Here is a 19,892-nt window from a genome sequence, read left to right on the forward strand (position 1 = left end):
TTGCCGGAGGCAAGACCAGTGGGCGGCCACCTTCTCCCACGGGGGGAGAAGGAAAGGAGTGCCGCTCACTTCGCCTTTGAAAATGCCAGCCACAGGCCGCCGCCGACCAGAAAACTGCCGCTTATCCGCGACAGCAGCTTGACGCGGCCGGCCGAAAGCAGGCGTCCGGCGCGGCCGGCGGCCAGCGCGTAGGTCGAATCCGATACGGCGGCGAAGATCATGGCGGTGAGGCCCATGACGCCGATCTGCAACCCATGGTTGCCGTCAGGGGCGATGAACTGCGGAAAGAAGGCGCCGAAGAACACCAGCGTCTTGGGATTGCTGATCGCCACCAGCAGGCCCTGCAGGAAGAAGCCGCCGCGCGGTGTCTTCGCCGATCCGTCGGCGTTCAGCTTGCCCTTGGAGCGGAACATCTGCACACCCATCCAGATCAGATAGGCGGCACCGATCAGCCTGACCCATTCGAACCAATGGCCCATTCCCGCGATCAGCGAGGTCAATCCGATGCCGACAATGGCGATCATGATCGCCAGTCCGGCCTGTGTGCCGGCGACGTTGGCGAGGCCGGCGCGAGAGCCATGGCGGATGCTGTTGGCGATGATCAGCGTGACCGTCGGTCCGGGTACCAGGATGATGACGAGGCAGGCGACGAGATAGGTGGCATAGAGTTCCAGCGACATGGTTTCCTCAACAGTATGCGGCTTTGCGACACGGCTGACCGCGATCAATGCATGACAGTAACGCGGCTGCAAGCGGCAGGAGATGTCGCCGGCAACCTTGACCTGGATTATTTTAGGCTCCAGCCAGCCACGGCAGCGTCGTCTCGTAGGCTGCCGCCGCTCTCAGCACGGCCATGTCGCCGCGCGGCCGCCCGATCAATTGCATGCCCATCGGCCTGCCGCTGCCATCGAAGCCGGCCGGTACGTTGACCGCCGGGCAGCCGCCCAGCGTGGCGAGTGCTGAAACCTGCATCCAGCGGTGATAGCTGTCCATGGCACGCCCGGCCACCTCCCGGGGCCAAGGAGTACTGACATCGAAGGGAAAAACCTGCGCAGTCGGCAGCGCAATCAGGTCGAAGCGATCGAAGAGCGCCAGCAACGTTCGATGCCAGGACGAGCGCCTCACCGTGGCGGCGTGGATCTGCGGCGCCGTGAGCTGCAGCGCCTGTTCCACCTCCCACACCGCCTCCGGCTTCAGAAGAGCGCGTTTCAAGGGATCGTCGTAATGCGCCTTGAGCGCACAACCGCTGCTCGCCTGGCGCAGCGTCACGAAGGCCTGCCACAGCGCTTCGAAATCGACATCCGGCACCAGCGCTTCGGTCTGAAAGGATGCCGCGGCGAACCGGCCGAGAGCGGCCTCGCAAAGACCAGGGATGCCGGGTTCGACCGGCAGATGACCACCGAGATCGCCGAGCCAGGCGATGCGGCCGCCGGCCGTCGGCGTTTGCAGTCCCTGCAGGAAGCAGTCCTGCTTGTGATGCGAGAGGGGCGCGCGAGGGTCGTAGCCAGCCTGCTCGTCGAGCAGCAACGCCATGTCGCGCACGCTGCGGCCCATCGGCCCTTCGACGCCCATCTGGGCGTGGAAGACGTCAAGCTCTGGGCCGGCCGGGACAAGCCCCTGCGACGGACGGAAGCCATAGACGTTGTTGTAGGCGGCCGGGTTGCGCAGCGAGCCGCCAAAGTCGCTGCCGTCGGCGACAGGCACCATGTCGAGCGCCAGCGCGACCGCCGCGCCGCCGCTCGAACCGCCGGCGGTCAAGGCCGGGTCGAAAGCATTGCGTGTCGGGCCGAATACGGTGTTGTAGGTATTGGAGCCCAGGCCGAATTCGGGAACATTGGTCTTGCCGATGATGATGGCGCCGGCCTTGCGGATGCGCTCGACGAAGAAATCGTCTTCCTGCGGGACGAAATCGGCGAAGATCGGCGAGCCCAAGCTGGTTCTGAGGCCCTTGGTCTGCGCGAGATCCTTGATGGCGATCGGCAGGCCGAACAGCGGTCCGGCATGCCCTGCATGCGCCAGATGGGCGTCTGCCCTGTCGGCCTCGCGCAAGATGTCGGCACGGTCGCGCAGCGAGACGATGGCATTGACCAGCGGGTTTACCGCGTCGATCCGGTCGAGGAATGCCGTCACCACCTCGCGCACCGACAACCGCCTGCGCCGGATCGCCTCGGCAAGATCCACGGCGGACAGGCGGCAGATATTGCCGGCAGGCGGCACGGCGTGTTTTGTGGCCGGACGCATGGCTCTCACCTGGCTGGCGTGTTTTGGAGCGCCGCCTCGACGTCCTTCGCTAGTGGGATCGCCGGCTGGGCGCCGGGCTTCAGGCAAGCGAGCGAACCAGCGGCTGCAGCACGGGCGAGCGCCTGGTCGAGCGGCAGGCCCGATGACAGCCCGGCGGCGAAATAGCCGCAGAACGTGTCGCCGGCGCCGACCGTATCGACCGGAGTGATGTTCAACGCCGGAACCATCAGGAGATCGGCTGGCGTGGCGGCCAGAACGCCGTCACCGCCGAGCGTGACGACTATTGTGCGACCGGTCGTCCCCGCGAAATCGCGCATCCGCGCCGGGCGATCGCGGCCGCTCAGCGACAGCGCCTCGCCATAGAGGTCGAATTCGGTTTCGTTGGCGACGACATAGTCGGCCTTGCCGAGGAAGGCGGCCGCCTCTGCGCGGAACGGTGCCGTGTTGAGCACGGTAACCGCGCCTGCCGCCCGTGCCGCGTCCAGTGCTGCATCGACAGTCTGCAGCGGAATCTCCTGCTGCAGGAGCACGACATCGCCCTTCTTCATGAAAGCCTTGGAGAGGTCGCCTGTGACGACCGAATCATTGGCGCCCGGCACCACGGCAATGATGTTCTCACCGTCGTCGGCGACCATGATCAATGCCGTGCCGGTCGAAGCGAAGGTTTCACCGACACCGGACAGGTCGATCTTGCCGTCCCGCAACAGCGCCAGCGCTTCGTTGGCGAAATTGTCCTTGCCGACCGCGCCGACCATGCGCACCTTGGCGCCGGCGCGCGCGGCGGCCAGCGCCTGGTTGGCGCCCTTGCCGCCGGGTGCGGTGCTGAAGCCAGAACCCCGAACCGTCTCGCCCTGTGCGGGCAAGCGGTCGACATTGGCGATAAGGTCGAGGTTGATCGAGCCGACAACGATGATCAAGTGGTGCCTCCCTGCTGACTGCGGGAAGCTACTCCGTAAGGCCGCCGCTTGCCAGACGGCGCGATCTAATCGCGTCAGGTCTGAACGCGCTTCTCAGCGCAACTCCAGGCGTCGTCGGCGCCGACATCGACAATTGGCGCGCGATTTCAGGATCCGACCTGTCCCGCTTCCCAGCCAAGGATGGCGCGTTTGCGCGTCAGGCCCCAGTGGTAGCCCGTGAGCGCGCCGGACTTGCCGAGAGCCCGGTGACACGGCACCACGAAGGACATCGGATTGGCGCCGACCGCGGCGCCCACCGCCCGGCTGGCGCTCGGTGCGCCGATGCCGGCGGCGATCGAGGAATAGGTGCAGGCCTTGCCCATCGGGATGCGCAGCAAGGCTTCCCAGACGCGGACCTGAAAGTCGGTGCCGATCAAGACGACGCGCAGCGGCTGGTCGGCGCGCCACAGTGCCGGGTCGAAGATGCGCGCCGCATAGGGCGCCGTCGCGGCCATGTCCTCGACATAGGTTGCGTTCGGCCAGCGGCCGGACATGTCGGCGAAGGCCGCACGCTCGTCGCCGACATCGCTGAAGGCGAGGCCGGCAAGCCCACGGTCTGTGACCATGATCAGGGCGATGCCGAAAGGCGAGATATGATAGCCGTAGCGGATCGTCAGCCCGGCGCCGCGCGTCTTGTAGTCGCCCGGCGACATCGCTTCGTGGGTGACGAAAAGGTCGTGCAGCCGGCCGGGGCCCGACATGCCGACCTCGAAAGAAGCCTCGAGCAGCGGCATGCCGGAATCGAGCAGTTTGCGCGCGTGGTCGAGCGTGACCGCCTGCAGAAACGCCTTGGGCGACAGGCCGGCCCAGCGGGTGAAGAGCTTCTGCAACCCGGTCGGTGTCTCGCCGACTTCCTCCGCCAATATCTCGAGCGACGGCTGGTCACGATAGTCAAGGCTGATCTTCTCGATCGCGCGCCGAACAACTTCGTAGTCACCGCCTTCGGGTGTGATGTCTTTCTTCAGAATAGCTGTCTGTGCGTTCATCGGGCCATCTCCTTGATCGTGAATATCGTCCTTCGCGGCTCCGATCACCACCCGAAACTTGCCTTCTCGTCATGTGCATCCAGATAGATCTGGCTTCGAGGAAGGAGCCGACGAGGGCTGGCAAAAAGGTGCATTCCAGCAGGGAGAAGTAACGCTGCCGATTACCGTTCTTGGCCGATTGCCGGTTTATGAGGCATTGCAGAACCGGTTCGCGAACGAGGCGGTTCGCTCACATTCAGCGCGCTTTCGCGGTCGCCAGGGCGCGCGAAAAGGCTGACGCAAAGCTCTCGCGGTCGTCGGGATTAAGGAAGCCGCCGATCGGCACATTCTGGCCTTGTGCTTCCACCGCCATCCTGGTGATGCCGATTTCGGCGTGGCGGGCGACCGAAAAACGCGCCCAGAACGGATTGAAGCGATGGGCTTCCGATTTGCCTGATGGCGCGGTCTTGCGGATGTCGAGGCTGGTGCGCGAGACCGACACCTCCTCACGGGCGCGGGCGGCACGATAATTGGCGCGAAAGGCGATGTAGACGGCGATGACGTCGAGACCCAGGAAGCCGAACACCGGCCAGGCGCCGCGCGACAGGAAAAACGCTCCGGTGACCAACGAGCCGAACAGCAGAGCGCCCATCAGGATGGCAAAGCCGGTTTTGCCCAGCGAGCGATGCGGTATCAGCAACGCCTGGAAGAATGGCTCGTCGGCCTGAAATGAGGCGTTTGTGTCGCTCATGCCGGGATATTATAGGAAGGGGATGACGAGCCCCAAGTCCAAAAATTCCTCTACACCCAAAAATGAACTGCTCCCCGGCCGACGCGATAGCGCGAACGCCAAACCGCGTGCCCGGCCTCTGCGGTCCCATTCGCTCTACGGCCCGGCCGAAGTGCACGAGATTTTCCGACGCTTTTCCGTTCAGCGGCCCGAGCCGAAGGGCGAGCTCGAACATGTCAACGCCTTCACGCTGCTGGTGGCGGTGGTGCTTTCGGCACAGGCGACCGATGTCGGCGTCAACAAGGCGACGCGGGCGCTGTTCAAGGTCGCCGACACGCCGCAAAAGATGCTGGCTCTCGGCGAAGCCAAGGTCGGCGACTATATCCGCACCGTTGGGCTCTGGCGCAACAAGGCCAAGAACGTCATCGCGCTGTCGGAGGCGCTGATCCGCTGCTATGGCGGCGAAGTGCCCGACGACCGCGACCAACTGGTCAAGCTGCCGGGCGTCGGGCGCAAGACCGCCAATGTCGTGCTCAACATGGCCTTCGGCCAGCACACGATGGCGGTCGACACGCATATCTTTCGCATCGGCAACCGGCTGCGGCTGGCGCCCGGCAAGACGCCGGAACAGGTCGAGCAGGGGCTGTTGAGGATCATTCCGGACGAATACATGCGCCATGCGCATCACTGGCTGATCCTGCATGGCCGCTATGTCTGCAAAGCGCGCAAACCGGATTGCCCGATCTGTGTCATCGCCGACATCTGCAAGGCCGAGGAGAAGACGAATGATGTTCCGGCGCCGCTGGTCGAAATTGCGCCGCTCGAACCCTTAAGCGAGATTCAGTAGCCGTAGCCGCGCGCCATCGCCGCGGCGAAGACCGGGATCAGCAGGAAGATCGAGGCTTCGGCGCGGACATAAGTTCGAACGGATGCAAGTTGTGCCGCCGGCACTTGAAAGCCGGGGCTGGCCGAGGCCCGCCTGCTCCAGGACGCAAAGCGGACCGTCGGGATGATCGACAGCAGCCCGACGGTGACGAAGGCCGCCATCTTTGCCCAGAATACCCAGTTGTAGACGTAGAATTCCCAACCTTTCAGGCCGTAGATGACGCGTCCGATGCCGACAACGATGATCAGCATGGCGATGATGCCGTAATGGCGATCGATGCCGACAAGCCGCCGAAGCGTCGCGGCGGGCAGATCGCCGCGGATCAGGACAAATTCGGCGCCGATGATGCCGGCCAGTGAAAACACCAGCAGATGATGAACGATGGCAAGCAGAAAATCGGTGGTATCCATGCCCTTTTCCCTCCGTCGGACGGCACAGCGGACGCTGAATCAGTTCATGCGAAGGGTAGCATCGTTCGGCAAGATTCCCATGCCGGAGCTGGAGTTCGCGACTACGTTGACGCCAAATCCCGACAGCCTAAATTTGACATAACCAGACTGAAACGCGCCTTGAACCCGATGCCGGACGACATCCGAACCGCTTTGACAAAGCAGGGTTTGATGGCGGCCTATGATGACAGACCGGATTATCAGAAGAACGACTATCTCGGCTGGATCGCTCGTGCCAAACGCCCCGAGACAAGACACAAGCGGCTCGACCAGATGCTGGACGAATTGAAGCGTGGCGGCGTCTACATGAACATGCCGTGGCGCGGCTGAAATCGCGCTTGTCGGGTCACAGTTTCCCGCGGTCGAAGCGCCTCGACCTCGTTTCTCGCGCTGGAAGATGATCTGCCCTGTCCTGGCTCTTGTTGGACATTTGGGCGACATGCATGAGGCACCGGCAAAGAAACACTTTGAATTTGCGCATGATCGTTTCGGAGGCGGTTTTTCGGCGATCGTGCGCCGCGAGGCAGAGTTATGGGAATTCCAGGAGCAGCCAGTGCACCGGTCATCGAGACGAAGCGAACCATCTTGCGGCCACACCAGCTCGATGATTTCGATGCCTATGTTGCCATGTGGGCCGATCCGGACGTCACCCGCTTCATCGGCGGCAAGCCGCGCACGCGCGAGGAAAGCTGGATGCGCTTCCTGCGTCATGCCGGCCTGTGGTCGCTGCTGGGCTACGGCTTCTGGGCGATCGAGGACAAGGCATCCGGCCGTTTCATCGGCGAGGCCGGTTTCCACGATCTGAAGCGCGACATGGTGCCGTCGATCGAAGGCGTTCCGGAAGCCGGTTGGGCGCTGGCCCCGAGCGCACATGGCCAAGGGTTCGCCAGCGAAGTCGTCGGACGGGCTCTCGCCTGGGGCGACGAGGCATTCGGGCGCGCAAGGACGGTCTGCATCATCGATCCGGAAAACACCGCTTCGCTGAGCGTCGCGGCCAAATGCGGCTACAGCGAAGTGTTGCGGACCACCTATCACCACGATGCGACGATCCTGCTGGAACGGCAGCCCTAGCGGTTGCGGCCTGTCATCCGGTGGTTCTGATCGGGCCGAATCGAGGCTTTCTAGGCCTGCCGCTTCAGCACCGGGCCTTCCGCTTCGGCCTTTAGGGCCGCCTGTTCTAGCATCGAGGCGTCTTCGCCGAAAGCGCGGGTGGCGCGCGCGGCCGCCTCGATCAGCGGATTTTTCATGCGCTGTAGAAAGGCCGCGTCGACGCGCGTGCTCGGGCCGGACAGCGTCAACGCACCGAGCAGGGTGTGCCCCGGCCCGAACACTGGTGCCGAGACGCCCGCCGTCTCGGGGTCGCGATCGCCGACCGACAAACAATGGTAGGTTTTGCGGATCGTCTCGTATGGTTCGCCCTGCTGACCGGAAAACGCCGCAAGCACGCGGCCGCCTGTGCCGGCCAGCAGGGGCAGCACGTCGCCTTCCCGGATGGTGTAGCGGATGGGATGCTTGGACTCGACGCGGTAAAGACAGGTGCGCACGTCGCCCGAACGGACATAGAAGGCGACGCTTTCCCAGCTTCGCTCGGCCAGATCGCGCATGATCGGCAGCAGGATGTCGATCGCCACCACCGAACGCTGGTATAGGGCGCCCAGCCGAAAGGTGGCAGGGCCGACACGGTAGCGGCCGTCGTCGAGACGCTCCAGCAATTGCCCGCCCAGCAACGAGTTCGCCAGCCTCAGGATCGTGCTCTTGTAGAGGCCGGTGCGCGCCGCGATTTCGGCCAGGCTGAGCGAACGGTCGGCAGCAGCGAAAGCATCGAGGATGGCGATCGCTCGGTCGAGCGCGGCAACGCCGTTGGTCGACGCAGGCTTGGTTTGTGTTACGGTTATCCGCTTGACCACGTCGTTCCGTTCCCAGTTGGACAGAAGGGCCGATCGGAACAATTGTGCCGCATCCGGACAGTTCTGTCCAGCAGAATGCCATTCCGGTTGACAGAACGATGCAAAGACTGCATGAATTTTTGTCGAGCGGGTCTGAATTCAGGCTACGTTGCTGGCAGGCACCGGAGGAGGTGTCGTGATTGGAGGAATCCCATGCTGAACAGACGCAGATTTTTAACGAGCACCGCCGCTGCCGGCGCCGCCGGTTTCGCAGCGTTGCATCTCTCGCCCGCTTTCGCGCAGGACGCACCGCAGATCCAGATCTTTGTGCCGGCAGCGCCCGGCGGCGGCTGGGACCAGACGGCGCGCACGATGGACCAGGTGCTGCGCAGTGAGAAGCTGATCTCCGGTTCGCAGATCACCAATGTCGGCGGCGCCGGCGGCACAGTCGGCCTGCCGCAATTCATCAGCCAGTGGAACGGCAAGGGCAATTCGCTGATGGTTGCCGGCATGGTCATGGTTGGCGCTATCATCGCCAACAAATCGGCCAACAATCTCACCGAGGTCACGCCGATCGCCCGCCTCACCGGCGAATTCGAGGCGCTGGTGGTGCCGGCGGCCTCGCCGTTCAAGACAGCAGCGGATTTCGTCGCCGCCCTCAAGGCCGATCCGACCAAAGTGCCGGTGGCAGGCGGTTCGGCCGGCGGTTCGGACCACATATTGTTCGGCCTTATCGCCAAGACGGCCGGTGTTCCGGCAGCCAACCTCTCCTACGTGCCGTTCGCCGGCGGCGGCGAGGCATTGTCAGCGCTTCTCGGCAACCAGGTCGCGGCCGGCATCTCCGGCTATGGCGAGTTCTCCGAACAGGTCAAGGCAGGCGCGCTTCGGCTGCTCGCCATTTCCGCGGACAAGCGCCAGGAAGGCATCGACGCACCGACGATGAAGGAATCCGGCATCGATGTTGAACTGTTCAACTGGCGCGGCGTCTTCGCACCGCCGGGCGTTTCCGACGCCGACAAGGCGGCGATGATCACGCTGGTCGAGACGATGGCCAAAAGCGAAGCCTGGACCACCGAATGCAAAAACCGCAACTGGACGCAGATCCTGCTCACCGGCGACGACTATGCGAAATTTCTCACCGAAGACACGGCTAGGATCGCAGCCATCCTCAAGGACCTCGGCCTTGCCTGATGTCCCCGGAGAGGGGCGGTCTGCACTGCCCCTTTCCGATGTTCGCCAGCCGCATGGACATACGATCCGGCGCGAGTGAAACTGCGATGAGGTCGGCCGTGGGAGACCGGCTATCCAGGGAGGACGATCATGAGCACCAGCGACCAGCAGGCGGCGCGGCCGCGCCTTGCCGTGCCCGAATTGCTGATCGGCATCGGGCTTCTTGCCTGCGCCGGCGCAGTGGCCTGGCAGACTCTGTCGATTCCGGTGTCGCCGCTCTACTCCAAGGTCGGCCCGACCGTCTTCCCCTACATCACCATGGTCGGCATGACGGTCCTTTCCCTGCTGCTGATCGTCGCCGCTCTGCGGGGCGGCTGGCAGCCGGAGGAAGAAAAGGAAACCCCGACCGACTGGAAGGCGATGGGCATCGTCGCCGTCGGACTGGTCACGAATCTTGTTCTGATCCAGCCGCTTGGGTTCACCGCAGCCTCGGTGATCATGTTCGTTCTCATCTGCCACGGATTCGGCAGCAGACATCCGCTGCGTGACGTGCTGCTTGGCCTGATCCTGGCGCTTGCCGCCTATTTCGGCTTCGCCAGGGCGCTCGGCGTCAACATCGGCGCCGGCTTCATCGAGAACCAGCTGAACACGGGCATCGATTCCATTATCCGTATGTTGAGAGGCTGAAGCCATGGAAACGCTTGGCCATCTCGCGCACGGATTTTCGGTCGCCTTTACGCCGGTCAATCTCATGTGGTGCCTGCTCGGCACGACACTGGGGACAGCGATCGGCGTGCTGCCAGGCCTCGGACCTGCGCTGACCATCGCCCTGCTTTTGCCGATCACCTACCAGGTGGCGCCGGAAGCGTCCTTCATCCTGTTTGCCGGCATCTATTACGGCGCCATGTATGGCGGTTCGACGACATCGATCCTGCTCAACACTCCGGGTGAAAGCGCGACCATCGTCACTGCGCTGGAAGGCAACAGGATGGCCCGTTCCGGCCGCGGCGGCGCTGCACTTGCCACCTCGGCGATCGGCTCCTTTGTCGCCGGCACACTCGGCACGCTGGGGGTCGCCTTCCTGGCCCCGGTCGTCGTCAAATTCGCGCTGTCCTTCGGCCCGGCCGAATATTTCTCGCTGATGGTGCTGGCCTTCATCACGGTTTCGGCGGTGCTCGGCTCGTCGTCGGTGCGTGGCCTGACCAGCCTGTTCATCGGTTTCGTCATCGGCATGATCGGCGTCGACCTGCAGACCGGGCAACCGCGCTTCACCTTCGGCATGAGCCAATTGCTCGATGGCGTCGACGTGATCGTCGTCGCGGTCGGCCTCTTTGCGGTCGGCGAGACGTTCTACATGGCCTCGCGCCGCTATGCCGGCAAGGACGAGATCGTGCCGCTGAAGGGCTCGCTCTACATGACGGCGGCCGAATGGGCACGCTCGTGGAAGGCTTGGCTGCGCGGCGCCCTGCTCGGCTTCCCGATCGGCGCGCTGCCGGCCGGCGGCGCCGAAATCCCGACCTTTCTCTCCTATGCAATCGAGAAAAAGCTCTCCAAACACAAGGAGGAGTTCGGCACGGTCGGCGCCATCGAAGGCGTTGCCGGGCCGGAATCCGCCAACAACGCATCGGCCGCCGGCGTGCTGGTGCCGATGTTGACGCTTGGGTTGCCGACCTCGGCGACGGCCGCGATCATGCTGTCGGCCTTCCAAAGCTATGGCATCAATCCCGGGCCGATGCTGTTCATGACGCAGGCCAATCTGGTCTGGGGGCTGATCGCCAGCCTGTTCATCGCCAACATCATTCTCGTCATCCTCAACCTGCCGCTGATCGGGTTGTGGGTGCGGCTGCTGAAAATCCCGGCGCCGCAGCTCTATGCCGGCATCCTGGTGTTCGCCACGGTCGGCACCTACGGTATTTCTCAGTCGCCGACCGATCTCGTCATCCTCTATTTGCTCGGCGCGGCCGGGTTCCTGATGCGGCGCTTCGATTTCCCTACGGCGCCGGTCATCATCGGCATGATCCTGTGGCCGCTTGCCGAAACACAGTTCCGCCGCGCGATGACCATCTCGAACGGCGACTGGTCGGTGTTCTACAAACATCCGCTGTCGCTGACGCTGCTGACGCTGGCGTTCATCGGGCTGATCGGGCCGCATATCTACGCTTACATCGAACGCCGGCGCATGCGTGGACCGGAACACGTGCCGGGCGATGCTTGACCTGTTTGTGACATCATGACCGATCTGCTGTCCGGCATCCGCGTCCTCGACCTGACCAATGTTCTGGCTGGCCCCTACTGTGCCTATCAGCTGGCGCTGCTCGGGGCCGATGTGATCAAGGTCGAGGCGCCGCAAGGCGGCGATCTGGCGCGCCAGCTCGGCGGCTCGCCGGAACTCAACAGCACCGGCATGGGCGCTTCATTCCTGGCGCAGAACGCCGGCAAACGATCGGTCGTGCTCGATCTCAAGAAAGAGGCCGATCGCGGACGCTTCCTCGATCTGGTCGCCTCCGCCGACGCGCTGGTCGAGAATTTCCGCCCCGGCGTGATGGATCGGCTGGGGCTCGGCTATGCCAGGCTGAAAGAGGTCCGCCCCAGTCTTGTCTATTGCGCGATTTCGGGCTTCGGCCAGACCGGGCCGATGCGCGACAATCCGGCCTATGACCAGATCATCCAGGGTCTTTCGGGCATCATGAGCATCACCGGCACAGCGCAGACCGCGCCGCTGCGTGTCGGTTATCCCGTCGCCGACACGCTGGGTGGGCTGGTCGGGGCGTTCGCCATCACGGCGGCACTTGTGAAGCAGAAGACGACAGGCGAGGGCGCTTTCCTCGACGTGTCGATGCTCGAATGCACGCTTTCCGCGCTGGGCTGGCCGGTCTCCAACTATCTGACGGCAGGCGTCGAGCCGCAGCCGATGGGCAACGAGAACATGACGGCGGCACCTTCCGGCACGTTTCGCACCGGCGACGGTCTGCTCAACATCGCCGCCAACAAGCAGGAGCAGTTCGTCACGCTCTGCCGGCTGGTCGGGCTGCCGGAGCTGGCGTCGGACCCGCGCTTTGCCGAGCGCGAGACGCGCAAGCGCAACCGCATCGCCTTGAAGGCGCTGATCGAGGATGCCCTGGCGAACAACTCGGCCGCAGCCTGGGAGGAGACGCTCAATCGCGCAGGCGTGCCGGCGGGCAGGGTGCTGACCATCCCGCAGGTGCTGGCCGAGCAGCAGGTGATCGAGCGCGAGATGACCGCCCGCTTCGATGGCATGCCGAAGATGGACCGGCCGCTGACCGTCGTGCGCGGAGGGTTCATGGTCGACGGCGAAGCACCGTTGCCGACCAGGCCGCCGCCGGCGCTGGGCGAGCACATGGACGAGGTGTTTGCCAGTCTGCCGCCGCGCGTCGAGAAAAGGGCGCAGGCATGAGCGACGCGAGAACATGAGCAACGTTGAGAAAAAAACCGGCCGCGAGCGCGGTGAGGAATGGTGGCAGACCGATATCATCGAAATGCGCCCTGGCGTGATCCGGCTGCGTGGCTATGAGATCCAGGACCTGATCGGCCGCGTCAGCTTTCCGGGGATGATCTGGCTGATGCTGCGCGGCGAACTGCCTGGCGAGGAGCAGGCGGCGCTGCTCGGTATCGCGCTGGGGGCGGCCGTCGACCACGGGCCGCAGGCGCCGTCGATCGCCGTTGCCCGCATGGCGGCCACCTGCGGCGTCGGCATCAACAGCGCCATGGCTTCAGCCATCAATGTGCTTGGCGACGTGCATGGCGGCGCCGGCGAGCAGGCGCTCGCCTTCTACGGCGACATCGCCGCGGCACTGGACGCAGACGTGACGCTTGCCGATGCCGTCGCGTCGCGGCTCGATCGCTTCTTCGCCGATGAAAAATCCTATGTGCCGGGGCTCGGCCATCGCTTCCACCCGGTCGATCCGCGGGCGCCGCGTCTCATCGAGCTGACCCGCGATTTTGCCGCGCGCGGCGTCGTCAGCGGACGTTTCGCCGACATCGCCGAGGCTGTCGAGGCCGAGGTCGCGCGGCGCAAGGGCAAGAAGATCCCGCTCAACATCGACGGCGCCACCGCCGTCATCTATGGCGAGCTCGGCTTTCCGCCGCCGCTGACACGTGGCCTTTTCGTGCTGTCGCGCTCGGTCGGCATCTTGGCGCATGCGTGGGAACAGTCGCAACAGAGCGACCGCAACAAAGGACCACTGCCGCGCGAATGGTTGTGGGCCTATACCGGCACGCCGGTCCGGTCTTTCCCTCAGGGAGAGGACGACGCCAAATGAGACCTTGGTTCAAGTGCGCCAGCGGGCGCTGGCTGGGGAATTTTCAAGTTCTTCAGCAGCGTTGAAAGTTCGGGCTCGTCGATAAGCACGGCTGCGTCTTCCGGCGCCAGCCATGCCCGCTGCCGCCTTTTGGCTTCCTGCCAGTTGGCCAGTTCCTCCGTCACCGCCAGCAGGTAGACGGTGACGTCGACGCGGACGAAGCGGTTCGTCAGCCGCTTCCAGTAGGAATAGGTGCCGGGCGGCTGCTTCAGCGTCTTGCCGAGGACGCCGGCTTCCTCCCGCGCTTCGATGGTGGCTGCCTTGCGCCCACTCTTGCCCTTCATCGGCCAGCCCTTGGGAACGATAAAGCGCCTTGTCGATATCGAGGTGACCAGCATCACCTCGACAACGCCATGCCTGCCCAGCCGAAAGGGAATTGCCGCGACCTGGCGGATCCGCTCGCCCTTCCTCGCCTTGCGCACGACCTTCTTCTTGGTGGCTGCCATTGCCGACGATCCAATCAGGGCAGTGCCCAAGCGCAAAGGCACGTTGCGAAATCAAAACCGCCTTTGATGCTACTTTAAGTAGAGCGGCGTTCAAGCATATCAGCTAAATAAATGAAAACGCCGGGCCATCAGCGGCAGACGCTGATGAAGCGGCTGCCCGATCGCCGCAACTGGCAAGTAGGCGCCATCTGCGGCACATCTGGCCGTTGCGGCACGACCACGCGATCCTGGGCACGGAACTGCTGTTGCTGCTGCTGAAATTGCTGCCGTCGCAGCCTGTTCTCCAGCATCTGCAATTCGCCTTGCAGGACCACGGTATTGCGATTGGCGGGAGCGACGTTCTGCGCGGAGACAGCCGCGCCCGACAGCATCGCTGTTGCCAGGGTTGCCGACATCAAGACCGTCGAAAGGCGAAGCGGCGACATCCATCCATTCCCTTACGAAACAGAACCTTGCGATTATATAGGGCGTTTGTCTGATGATGCCATGGATTAAAACCCCGCGCCGGAGCGGAATTGGCTGACTAGCCAGTCAGGGCGCAAAGCCCGTCGACCGATGTGTGCTGGCAAAGGGCACCAATACGAGGCCGACGACAAGAAGCTGGAGGGCATCCTGCAGTTCCATGCCTTTCAGGCCTGGATTGGATAATTTGAACCGCAACATCGCACAGTTGAAAACCGCGGCACGGGCGGCGCTGCGTTCCCCGGAGCCTTTGGCCACGGCACGGCGATAGCCCAGCTGCGCGACTATTCGCGGAATGCGCGGCTGATCTGGTCGGTCAATGGCTTCATCAGAAACGAGATGACGGTGCGATCGGTCGTGCGCATGAACGCCTCCACCGGCATGCCCGGCTTGAGGCTTTCCGGATCCAACGAGCCAAGCTTGCCTTCGTCAAGCCTGATCCGCACGCTGTAGTAGGATAGTCCGTTCCGCTCGTCTTCGACGAGGTCGGGAGAAACCGTTGCTACATGTCCTTCGATTTCCGGCGTGACCTGCTGGCTGAACGCCGACGGCCGCAGATGGACAAGCTGGCCGGGCTGGACCTGATCGATGTCTTGAGGCGCGATGCGTGCCTCCACAGTCAATTCGTCAGCGGTCGGGACAATCATCATAATTGGCCCGCCGGTCGTGACGACGCCGCCGACCGTATGGATCGCAAGCTGATGCACCCGGCCGTTCTGGGGTGAACGAATATCGGTCTGTCTAAGCAATTCCTCCGCGGCGATCTTTCGCTCTGCCAATTCTGTGGTTCGAGCCTCCGTTTCGCGTAATTCTTTCGCGACCTCGCTGCGCCAATCCTGCTGGATCTGGATGATGGCCATTTCTGTTTCGCTGATTCTGCCGTTCGCTTCGGCTATCGCAGCGACGAGTTGGCCGCGCCCTCCCTCGATCTGAGCCTCGCCCCGCTCCAGGTCCAGGAGTCGCGACCGCTGGACGAGTTTTTTTTCCCAAAGGCCCCTGACGCCCTTGATCTCGTCGCGGACCAACGCAATCTCGTGCTCCTTGGCCGCCCTTTGTGCCTCGAGGCCCGCTATCTCCTCCTTGAGCTGGCTCACCCGTTGCCTGCGTTGCTCGATTTGGGCACGGTAAGCTCCCCGTCGCAAAGCGAAAAGTTTCTGCTCCCCGCCGATCACACGCGCCACATGTCCAACAGAGGAGCGGCTGGTGAGATCCTCGGAAAAGGCTATCGCCTCGGCATCCTCACGCTCCGCTGTGAGGCGTGCCTCCCGCGCCGAGAGTTCGTCCAGGGTATTGGTTATGACGGCGAGATTGGCGCGTGTAAGCGTGTCGTCGAGACGGAGCAAAATATCGCCTGCTCTGACTTCATCGCCGTTGCGCACGTTGATCTCACCCACAACGCCGCCGCTTGGATGCTGAACCGCCTTGACGTTGGATTCCACTGCGATATGGCCGGTAGCGATGACGGCGCCTGACAATTCCGTCGTTGCGGCCCATGCACCAAGGCCGCCGACAAGCAGCGCCACGGTTGCGGCGCCAAGAAGCATATACCGGCGAAGGGATAAGTCGTTCTGCGTCGGCTGCGATCGCACATCGGTAGGGAGGTTAGCCCGAACGAACAGCAGCCCGCCGATTTTGCCTTTGACGCTGGCCAGATGGCTCGCTCCGGCACGAATATGCGGAATCATCCCCTTTACGCCGTTACGCGCGCCAAAGAACGATCGATCATGAAATAACGTCATCCTGATGCCTTTTCCTCCGGGGCAACTGCTTGAACCGTTCCCACGGAGGCACTCCGCGTCGTGCCCCGCACGACCAGATCCCTCGCCCCAAATGCGTGCTGACGGCCGGAGTCGAGAACAAGTAAAAGGTCCACTGCCGCCAGGGCGCTTGGACGATGGGCGATTACGACAACCACGCCGTGCCGCTGTTTGACTGCAAGGATCGCCTGGGTCAAAGCCTGCTCGCCTCCAGCGTCCAGATTCGAGTTCGGTTCATCCAAAACAACGAGGAAAGGATCACCATAAAGCGCGCGGGCCAGTCCGATGCGCTGCCGCTGTCCTGCTGAAAGCGATGCGCCGCCCTCGCCGATCTCGGTCTGATATCCGCGAGGCAAGCGCAGGATCATTTCGTGCATGCCCGCGGTCTTGGCCGCCGCGATAATGGTTGCCGGATCCGGAGAAGGATCAAAGCGGGCAATGTTTTGAGCAATGGTGCCTGCGAAAAGTTCGACATCTTGCGGCAGATACCCGATGTGCCGCCCCAGTGCCTCAGCCGGCCACTGTTCGATGGCGGCGCCGTCCAGGCGGATTTTGCCGCGCGCTGCCGGCCAGACGCCGACGAGCGCCCGCGCCAGTGACGATTTGCCCGATGCACTCGGACCGATGACACCGAGCGCGGAGCCGGCGCTCAGCGAAAACGTAATGTCCTGTACAACAAAACGGCGCTCGCCTGGCGGAACGACGCCGATCCCTTCAACCGAGAGTTCGGTCCGCGGCGGCGGCAGCTGCAAGCGATCCTCTGTGGCGGGGAACTCCCTGAAAAGTTCGCTCAGCCGATGCCAGCCTTGTCTAGCGGCAAGAAAGTTCTTCCAGTGCGCAATTGCGAGTTCGACTGGCGCCAGCGCTCGCGCGGTGAGAATAGAACTTGCGATGATGATGCCAGGCGTGGCTTCCTGGCCGATCACCAAATACGCTCCGATCGCGAGAACGACTGATTGCAGCAGCATCCTAAAGCCGCGGGAGAGCGCGCCGAATGAACCCGTGACATCGCTGGCACGCATCTGCGCCTGCCTGTATTTGCCGTTTGCTTCCGCCCAGCGCGAGGCCATAGTGGATCTCATGCCCATCGCTTCGAGCACCTCGGCATTGCGGATGCTTGCCAGTGCGATATTGCTGCGCGCTCCGGCATATCCAGACATTTCAGTTGCTGGATGGCGGACCGTTTTCTCCGTGAGCACGGTCAATGCCAAAAGCAGGATCGCCCCAATCAGCGCAGCCAGGCCGAGCCAAGGATGGAAGGCAAAACAGAGCGCGAGATAAAGCGGCATCCACGGCAGGTCGAAAAGAGTGGCGGGACCACCGCTGGCCAGGAAACCGCCGATTTGATCGAGATCGCGCACCGGCTGCATGCCTCGCCCGAACGGCCTCTGGCCAAGGGCAATTGCGACATCACGCGGTAGGTCCGCTCACTTAGGCGCTCGTCGAGTCCGCTGCCGATACGCGCCAGCACCCGGCCGCGGATCGCGTCGAGTGCACTTTGAAAAACATATAGAATCGAAATCAGCAGGACCAGAGCCACCAGCGTCGGCACGCTACGGCTGGGCAGGACCCTGTCGTAGACCTGCAGCATAAACACCGAGCCGGACAACATCAGCACGTTGATAAGGCCGCTGAAAGCCGCCACCGCCAAAAAGGCGCGCCGGAAATGCGCCAGGCAGGCAGCCAATTCGGACTTCGCCCTCGGCGGGCGGAGCTTCTCTGAACCAGATTGTGACATTGATGTCCCCTCGATCAACCGCATGCGTCAGCAGGCGATGCGGGCCCATAACTGCAGGCCCGCATCGCCCGGCATTGGCTACGCGGCCTGATCGGCGATTACGCTGTTGTTATGCGCAGACAGTTGCTCGATGAGTTTCGCAGCCAGCGCGTCGGCATCGCCCGCTTGCGTATGTGCATACTCTGCCCAATCAAAAGCCGGTCTCGGATCGCCCGCATTTGCTAGCGCGGTCGACGCATTGTCCCGGACCTGCTCGATAGCGTCGTCGAGTTGGCCCCGAGCGTTCCCGAGTTGTGGAAACACGATGTTATCGCCGTCAAGCGCCACCTGTGCACCACTCTCCTTAGCCGTGCCAGGCGTTCCTTCAGCCTCCTCATGTTCGGCCAGGGTCTGGTCAGACCGGAAGTTTACGCCCTGTTTGCCGAAAAAGGTTGCAAGCCACTGGGAGCCAGAATTCGGCTGCCCAGAATCGGGCGGCGTTGTCGGGGCCGGTTCAGCTTGCGCCGTTGGTGTCGGGGCCGGCTCAGCTTGCGCCGTTGGCGTTGGTTCCTGCTGCGGCGCCGGATCGGAAACTGCCGCCGGTTCATCCTGAACGGCAGCGACGGCTCCCTGCTTCGGATCGACGAGATCGAGTTTGACGTTCTTGCTCCCGACAGAGACGGTGCGCGTCGAAGCTTCGATGCCCGCCCCCGAGAAGGTTACTGTGTAGGTGCCGGGCTTGAGCGCGAGGTCGTAGCCGCCGGCGCCCATGGTCTTCGTCGTAAACGTCGCGCCCGTCGAATCTTCGCTGTGATGGTGAGACCGGATAGACCTTCACCGGGATCGTAGAACCTATCCCCGTCCTTGTCGTCGATCGCCACACCGGTCAGGAACAGGTCTGATCCGGTCTTGGCGAAATTCTCCGCCACGAAACCGCTGGAGCGCCCCCGGTAATCGCCAACCTCAAATCCAAGACCTACCTCGCGGAAGTTCCCGTTGAGGATGTTGGCACGATGACCCGGGGAGTTCATCAGGTTGTGTGCAGGAGCAGAATCTCGTCATTGTAGCCCGTCGGTGACCTGGTCGTAGCCCATGCGATGTTCTCTCCTGTCGCCCAGGAGCCCGTTAGGGTGTAGCCGGCAGCCTTCATACGCTGGGTGGGCGAGACCCTCCCGACCCCGTGTGAGAAAAGGTGTCGGTTGCAAGCATCCATCTGCTGTGCCCCTCAGCCGCCTCGCTGAGATCATTATCGAAGGCCAGCGGCTGCACGCCGGCCTTAGCCCTCTCCGCGTTGATAAGTTCAAGTAGATATTGTTCATGTGCGCTATGTTGCGGCATTAGGTCGTCGCTCCACTGTTTCGTTTTTGGACGGCCCCGCCAAGATGTAGAATTTACCCAATAACGCTTGGTAAAAGCCGACTGTGGCTAACCTGCGGCAAGCAGCTGTTAACCATGATTTTGTTAAAGAGAATTTGTGGGGACGCGATAACAAAAAATTTCATATTGTAATGCAACCAGCAAGTGTGACATTCAATTGTGCGCGTTCTCGCGATGCGCGACGTGCGCGCCAGGCCGTGACGAGTTGCGAGAGTGGCGGCCGCGGCTATGCCGCCGGCAAGAGGTCGGGCTCTCGTCCTTTACCCGCATGCCGCCGGCATCCAGATCGGGACGGCGCCCGGTCCGGTCCCGAACGCCTCGCGTCGACCATTGCCATTAACCGAAGGTTGTTCGCCGATCCTGGACATCAGGGACCCGTGTGGCCGGGCCGTCTCGATCGCTGTCAAGATCGTTAAACGAAAAGCTGATCAAGTCGGCTTCGCCGTGCAACCGGGACGCTTGGTTGTGGAGCGCTGGATCAGCTGCAACAGGCGGCTGATGGTAGACGCGCGCCCCGCAGTGGGGTTAGAC

Annotated in this window: 20 protein-coding genes and 2 pseudogenes; 9 read left to right on the forward strand and 13 right to left on the reverse strand. The window is 63.2% G+C overall.

Annotated elements, in window-relative coordinates; genetic code table 11:
• Positions 1–65 precede the first annotated feature (65 nt).
• From AC0L3D_RS05955 to AC0L3D_RS05975, 5 genes are all read right to left on the reverse strand, one after another.
• Entirely contained in the window at positions 66–680 is a 615-nt protein-coding gene (locus tag AC0L3D_RS05955) for a LysE family translocator (protein ID WP_023797453.1), read from the reverse strand.
• Positions 681–792: 112 nt separating this feature from the next.
• Positions 793–2,241 carry an amidase gene (locus AC0L3D_RS05960; RefSeq protein WP_473629180.1) on the reverse strand — a complete coding sequence of 483 codons (1,449 nt, stop codon included), beginning with the start codon at positions 2,239–2,241 and terminating at the stop codon, positions 793–795.
• 5 nt (positions 2,242–2,246) lie between these two features.
• Positions 2,247–3,158 carry a ribokinase gene (locus AC0L3D_RS05965; protein ID WP_473523540.1) on the reverse strand — a complete coding sequence of 304 codons (912 nt, stop codon included), beginning with the start codon at positions 3,156–3,158 and terminating at the stop codon, positions 2,247–2,249.
• Positions 3,159–3,304: 146 nt separating this feature from the next.
• Positions 3,305–4,183 (reverse strand): methylated-DNA--[protein]-cysteine S-methyltransferase, encoded by an 879-nt coding sequence (locus tag AC0L3D_RS05970; protein ID WP_287346458.1) that lies wholly within the window; start codon positions 4,181–4,183, stop codon positions 3,305–3,307.
• 235 nt (positions 4,184–4,418) lie between these two features.
• Positions 4,419–4,913 carry a DUF2244 domain-containing protein gene (locus AC0L3D_RS05975; RefSeq protein WP_091595586.1) on the reverse strand — a complete coding sequence of 165 codons (495 nt, stop codon included), beginning with the start codon at positions 4,911–4,913 and terminating at the stop codon, positions 4,419–4,421.
• 22 nt (positions 4,914–4,935) lie between these two features.
• Between AC0L3D_RS05975 and nth the strand changes: the two genes are divergently transcribed.
• Positions 4,936–5,739, forward strand: a complete 804-nt coding sequence (gene nth, locus AC0L3D_RS05980) for an endonuclease III (protein ID WP_473629181.1) — start codon at positions 4,936–4,938, stop codon at positions 5,737–5,739.
• Here the strand turns inward: nth and AC0L3D_RS05985 are convergent.
• The gene (locus AC0L3D_RS05985; protein ID WP_473643447.1) at positions 5,733–6,188 is read right to left on the reverse strand and encodes a DUF2214 family protein; all 456 of its coding nucleotides are present in this window, start codon (positions 6,186–6,188) and stop codon (positions 5,733–5,735) included. The genes nth and AC0L3D_RS05985 overlap by 7 nt on opposite strands.
• Before the next feature lie 168 nt (positions 6,189–6,356).
• On the opposite strand from AC0L3D_RS05985, the gene AC0L3D_RS05990 reads away from it, so the two are divergent.
• Both AC0L3D_RS05990 and AC0L3D_RS05995 read left to right on the forward strand, forming a co-directional pair.
• Complete coding sequence (locus AC0L3D_RS05990) at positions 6,357–6,557, forward strand: YdeI/OmpD-associated family protein (RefSeq protein WP_128169938.1); 201 nt, start codon at positions 6,357–6,359, stop codon at positions 6,555–6,557.
• A 201-nt stretch (positions 6,558–6,758) separates the two neighbouring features.
• A complete protein-coding gene (locus AC0L3D_RS05995; RefSeq protein ID WP_473629183.1) occupies positions 6,759–7,298 on the forward strand; it encodes a GNAT family N-acetyltransferase in 540 nt (179 codons plus the stop codon).
• A 50-nt stretch (positions 7,299–7,348) separates the two neighbouring features.
• On the opposite strand, the gene AC0L3D_RS06000 is transcribed toward AC0L3D_RS05995, so the two are convergent.
• Positions 7,349–8,122, reverse strand: a complete 774-nt coding sequence (locus tag AC0L3D_RS06000; RefSeq protein WP_473629214.1) for an IclR family transcriptional regulator — start codon at positions 8,120–8,122, stop codon at positions 7,349–7,351.
• Between the two features lie 204 nt (positions 8,123–8,326).
• Between AC0L3D_RS06000 and AC0L3D_RS06005 the strand changes: the two genes are divergently transcribed.
• The 5 genes from AC0L3D_RS06005 (at position 8,327) to AC0L3D_RS06025 (ending at position 13,563) form a co-directional block, all read left to right on the forward strand.
• Positions 8,327–9,304, forward strand: coding sequence for a Bug family tripartite tricarboxylate transporter substrate binding protein (locus AC0L3D_RS06005; RefSeq protein WP_473629184.1), 978 nt, complete (start codon positions 8,327–8,329; stop codon positions 9,302–9,304).
• A 129-nt stretch (positions 9,305–9,433) separates the two neighbouring features.
• A complete protein-coding gene (locus AC0L3D_RS06010) occupies positions 9,434–9,970 on the forward strand; it encodes a tripartite tricarboxylate transporter TctB family protein (protein WP_473629185.1) in 537 nt (178 codons plus the stop codon).
• Positions 9,971–9,974: 4 nt separating this feature from the next.
• The gene (locus AC0L3D_RS06015) at positions 9,975–11,498 is read left to right on the forward strand and encodes a tripartite tricarboxylate transporter permease (RefSeq protein ID WP_473629186.1); all 1,524 of its coding nucleotides are present in this window, start codon (positions 9,975–9,977) and stop codon (positions 11,496–11,498) included.
• Positions 11,499–11,513: 15 nt separating this feature from the next.
• Positions 11,514–12,698, forward strand: coding sequence for a CaiB/BaiF CoA transferase family protein (locus AC0L3D_RS06020; RefSeq protein ID WP_473629187.1), 1,185 nt, complete (start codon positions 11,514–11,516; stop codon positions 12,696–12,698).
• Between the two features lie 13 nt (positions 12,699–12,711).
• Positions 12,712–13,563, forward strand: coding sequence for a citryl-CoA lyase (locus tag AC0L3D_RS06025; RefSeq protein ID WP_473629188.1), 852 nt, complete (start codon positions 12,712–12,714; stop codon positions 13,561–13,563).
• Here the strand turns inward: AC0L3D_RS06025 and AC0L3D_RS06030 are convergent.
• The 6 genes and pseudogenes from AC0L3D_RS06030 to AC0L3D_RS06055 form a co-directional block, all read right to left on the reverse strand.
• Positions 13,539–14,048: an NUDIX hydrolase gene (locus AC0L3D_RS06030; RefSeq protein ID WP_473629189.1), complete on the reverse strand. Its 510-nt coding sequence runs from the start codon at positions 14,046–14,048 to the stop codon at positions 13,539–13,541. The two genes, AC0L3D_RS06025 and AC0L3D_RS06030, sit on opposite strands and share 25 nt — an antisense overlap.
• A 128-nt stretch (positions 14,049–14,176) precedes the next feature.
• Positions 14,177–14,473, reverse strand: a complete 297-nt coding sequence (locus tag AC0L3D_RS06035; protein WP_473643449.1) for a hypothetical protein — start codon at positions 14,471–14,473, stop codon at positions 14,177–14,179.
• Between the two features lie 321 nt (positions 14,474–14,794).
• A complete protein-coding gene (locus AC0L3D_RS06040) occupies positions 14,795–16,054 on the reverse strand; it encodes an HlyD family type I secretion periplasmic adaptor subunit (RefSeq protein WP_473643508.1) in 1,260 nt (419 codons plus the stop codon).
• A gap of 191 nt (positions 16,055–16,245) precedes the next feature.
• Positions 16,246–18,005, reverse strand: a pseudogene (locus AC0L3D_RS06045) (type I secretion system permease/ATPase).
• A 78-nt stretch (positions 18,006–18,083) separates the two neighbouring features.
• On the reverse strand, positions 18,084–18,755 hold the full coding sequence (locus AC0L3D_RS06050; RefSeq protein ID WP_473643451.1) for a hypothetical protein: 672 nt from the start codon (positions 18,753–18,755) through the stop codon (positions 18,084–18,086).
• 375 nt (positions 18,756–19,130) lie between these two features.
• Entirely contained in the window at positions 19,131–19,322 is a 192-nt protein-coding gene (locus tag AC0L3D_RS06055) for a CAP domain-containing protein (RefSeq protein WP_473643453.1), read from the reverse strand.
• Positions 19,323–19,552: 230 nt separating this feature from the next.
• Between AC0L3D_RS06055 and AC0L3D_RS06060 the strand changes: the two are divergent.
• A pseudogene (locus AC0L3D_RS06060) lies at positions 19,553–19,883 on the forward strand (IS5/IS1182 family transposase); the annotation flags it as partial.
• Between the last annotated feature and the right edge of the window lie 9 nt (positions 19,884–19,892).

This window comes from Mesorhizobium sp. WSM4837 (assembly GCF_055811435.1).

What these genes read in the sequence shown, in the direction of transcription:
- AC0L3D_RS06035 (WP_473643449.1), bottom strand. Translation starts at nt 14,473, where the DNA reads ATGTCGCCGCTTCGCCTTTCGACGGTCTTGATGTCGGCAACCCTGGCA.
- AC0L3D_RS05995 (WP_473629183.1), top strand. Translation starts at nt 6,759, where the DNA reads ATGGGAATTCCAGGAGCAGCCAGTGCACCGGTCATCGAGACGAAGCGA.
- AC0L3D_RS06050 (WP_473643451.1), bottom strand. Translation starts at nt 18,755, where the DNA reads ATGGGCGCCGGCGGCTACGACCTCGCGCTCAAGCCCGGCACCTACACA.
- AC0L3D_RS05955 (WP_023797453.1), bottom strand. Translation starts at nt 680, where the DNA reads ATGTCGCTGGAACTCTATGCCACCTATCTCGTCGCCTGCCTCGTCATC.
- AC0L3D_RS05960 (WP_473629180.1), bottom strand. Translation starts at nt 2,241, where the DNA reads ATGCGTCCGGCCACAAAACACGCCGTGCCGCCTGCCGGCAATATCTGC.
- AC0L3D_RS06030 (WP_473629189.1), bottom strand. Translation starts at nt 14,048, where the DNA reads ATGGCAGCCACCAAGAAGAAGGTCGTGCGCAAGGCGAGGAAGGGCGAG.
- AC0L3D_RS05970 (WP_287346458.1), bottom strand. Translation starts at nt 4,183, where the DNA reads ATGAACGCACAGACAGCTATTCTGAAGAAAGACATCACACCCGAAGGC.
- AC0L3D_RS06025 (WP_473629188.1), top strand. Translation starts at nt 12,712, where the DNA reads ATGAGCAACGTTGAGAAAAAAACCGGCCGCGAGCGCGGTGAGGAATGG.
- AC0L3D_RS05975 (WP_091595586.1), bottom strand. Translation starts at nt 4,913, where the DNA reads ATGAGCGACACAAACGCCTCATTTCAGGCCGACGAGCCATTCTTCCAG.
- AC0L3D_RS06040 (WP_473643508.1), bottom strand. Translation starts at nt 16,054, where the DNA reads ATGCTTCTTGGCGCCGCAACCGTGGCGCTGCTTGTCGGCGGCCTTGGT.
- AC0L3D_RS06015 (WP_473629186.1), top strand. Translation starts at nt 9,975, where the DNA reads ATGGAAACGCTTGGCCATCTCGCGCACGGATTTTCGGTCGCCTTTACG.
- AC0L3D_RS06055 (WP_473643453.1), bottom strand. Translation starts at nt 19,322, where the DNA reads ATGCCGCAACATAGCGCACATGAACAATATCTACTTGAACTTATCAAC.
- nth (WP_473629181.1), top strand. Translation starts at nt 4,936, where the DNA reads ATGACGAGCCCCAAGTCCAAAAATTCCTCTACACCCAAAAATGAACTG.
- AC0L3D_RS06020 (WP_473629187.1), top strand. Translation starts at nt 11,514, where the DNA reads ATGACCGATCTGCTGTCCGGCATCCGCGTCCTCGACCTGACCAATGTT.
- AC0L3D_RS05985 (WP_473643447.1), bottom strand. Translation starts at nt 6,188, where the DNA reads ATGGATACCACCGATTTTCTGCTTGCCATCGTTCATCATCTGCTGGTG.
- AC0L3D_RS06005 (WP_473629184.1), top strand. Translation starts at nt 8,327, where the DNA reads ATGCTGAACAGACGCAGATTTTTAACGAGCACCGCCGCTGCCGGCGCC.
- AC0L3D_RS06010 (WP_473629185.1), top strand. Translation starts at nt 9,434, where the DNA reads ATGAGCACCAGCGACCAGCAGGCGGCGCGGCCGCGCCTTGCCGTGCCC.
- AC0L3D_RS05990 (WP_128169938.1), top strand. Translation starts at nt 6,357, where the DNA reads ATGCCGGACGACATCCGAACCGCTTTGACAAAGCAGGGTTTGATGGCG.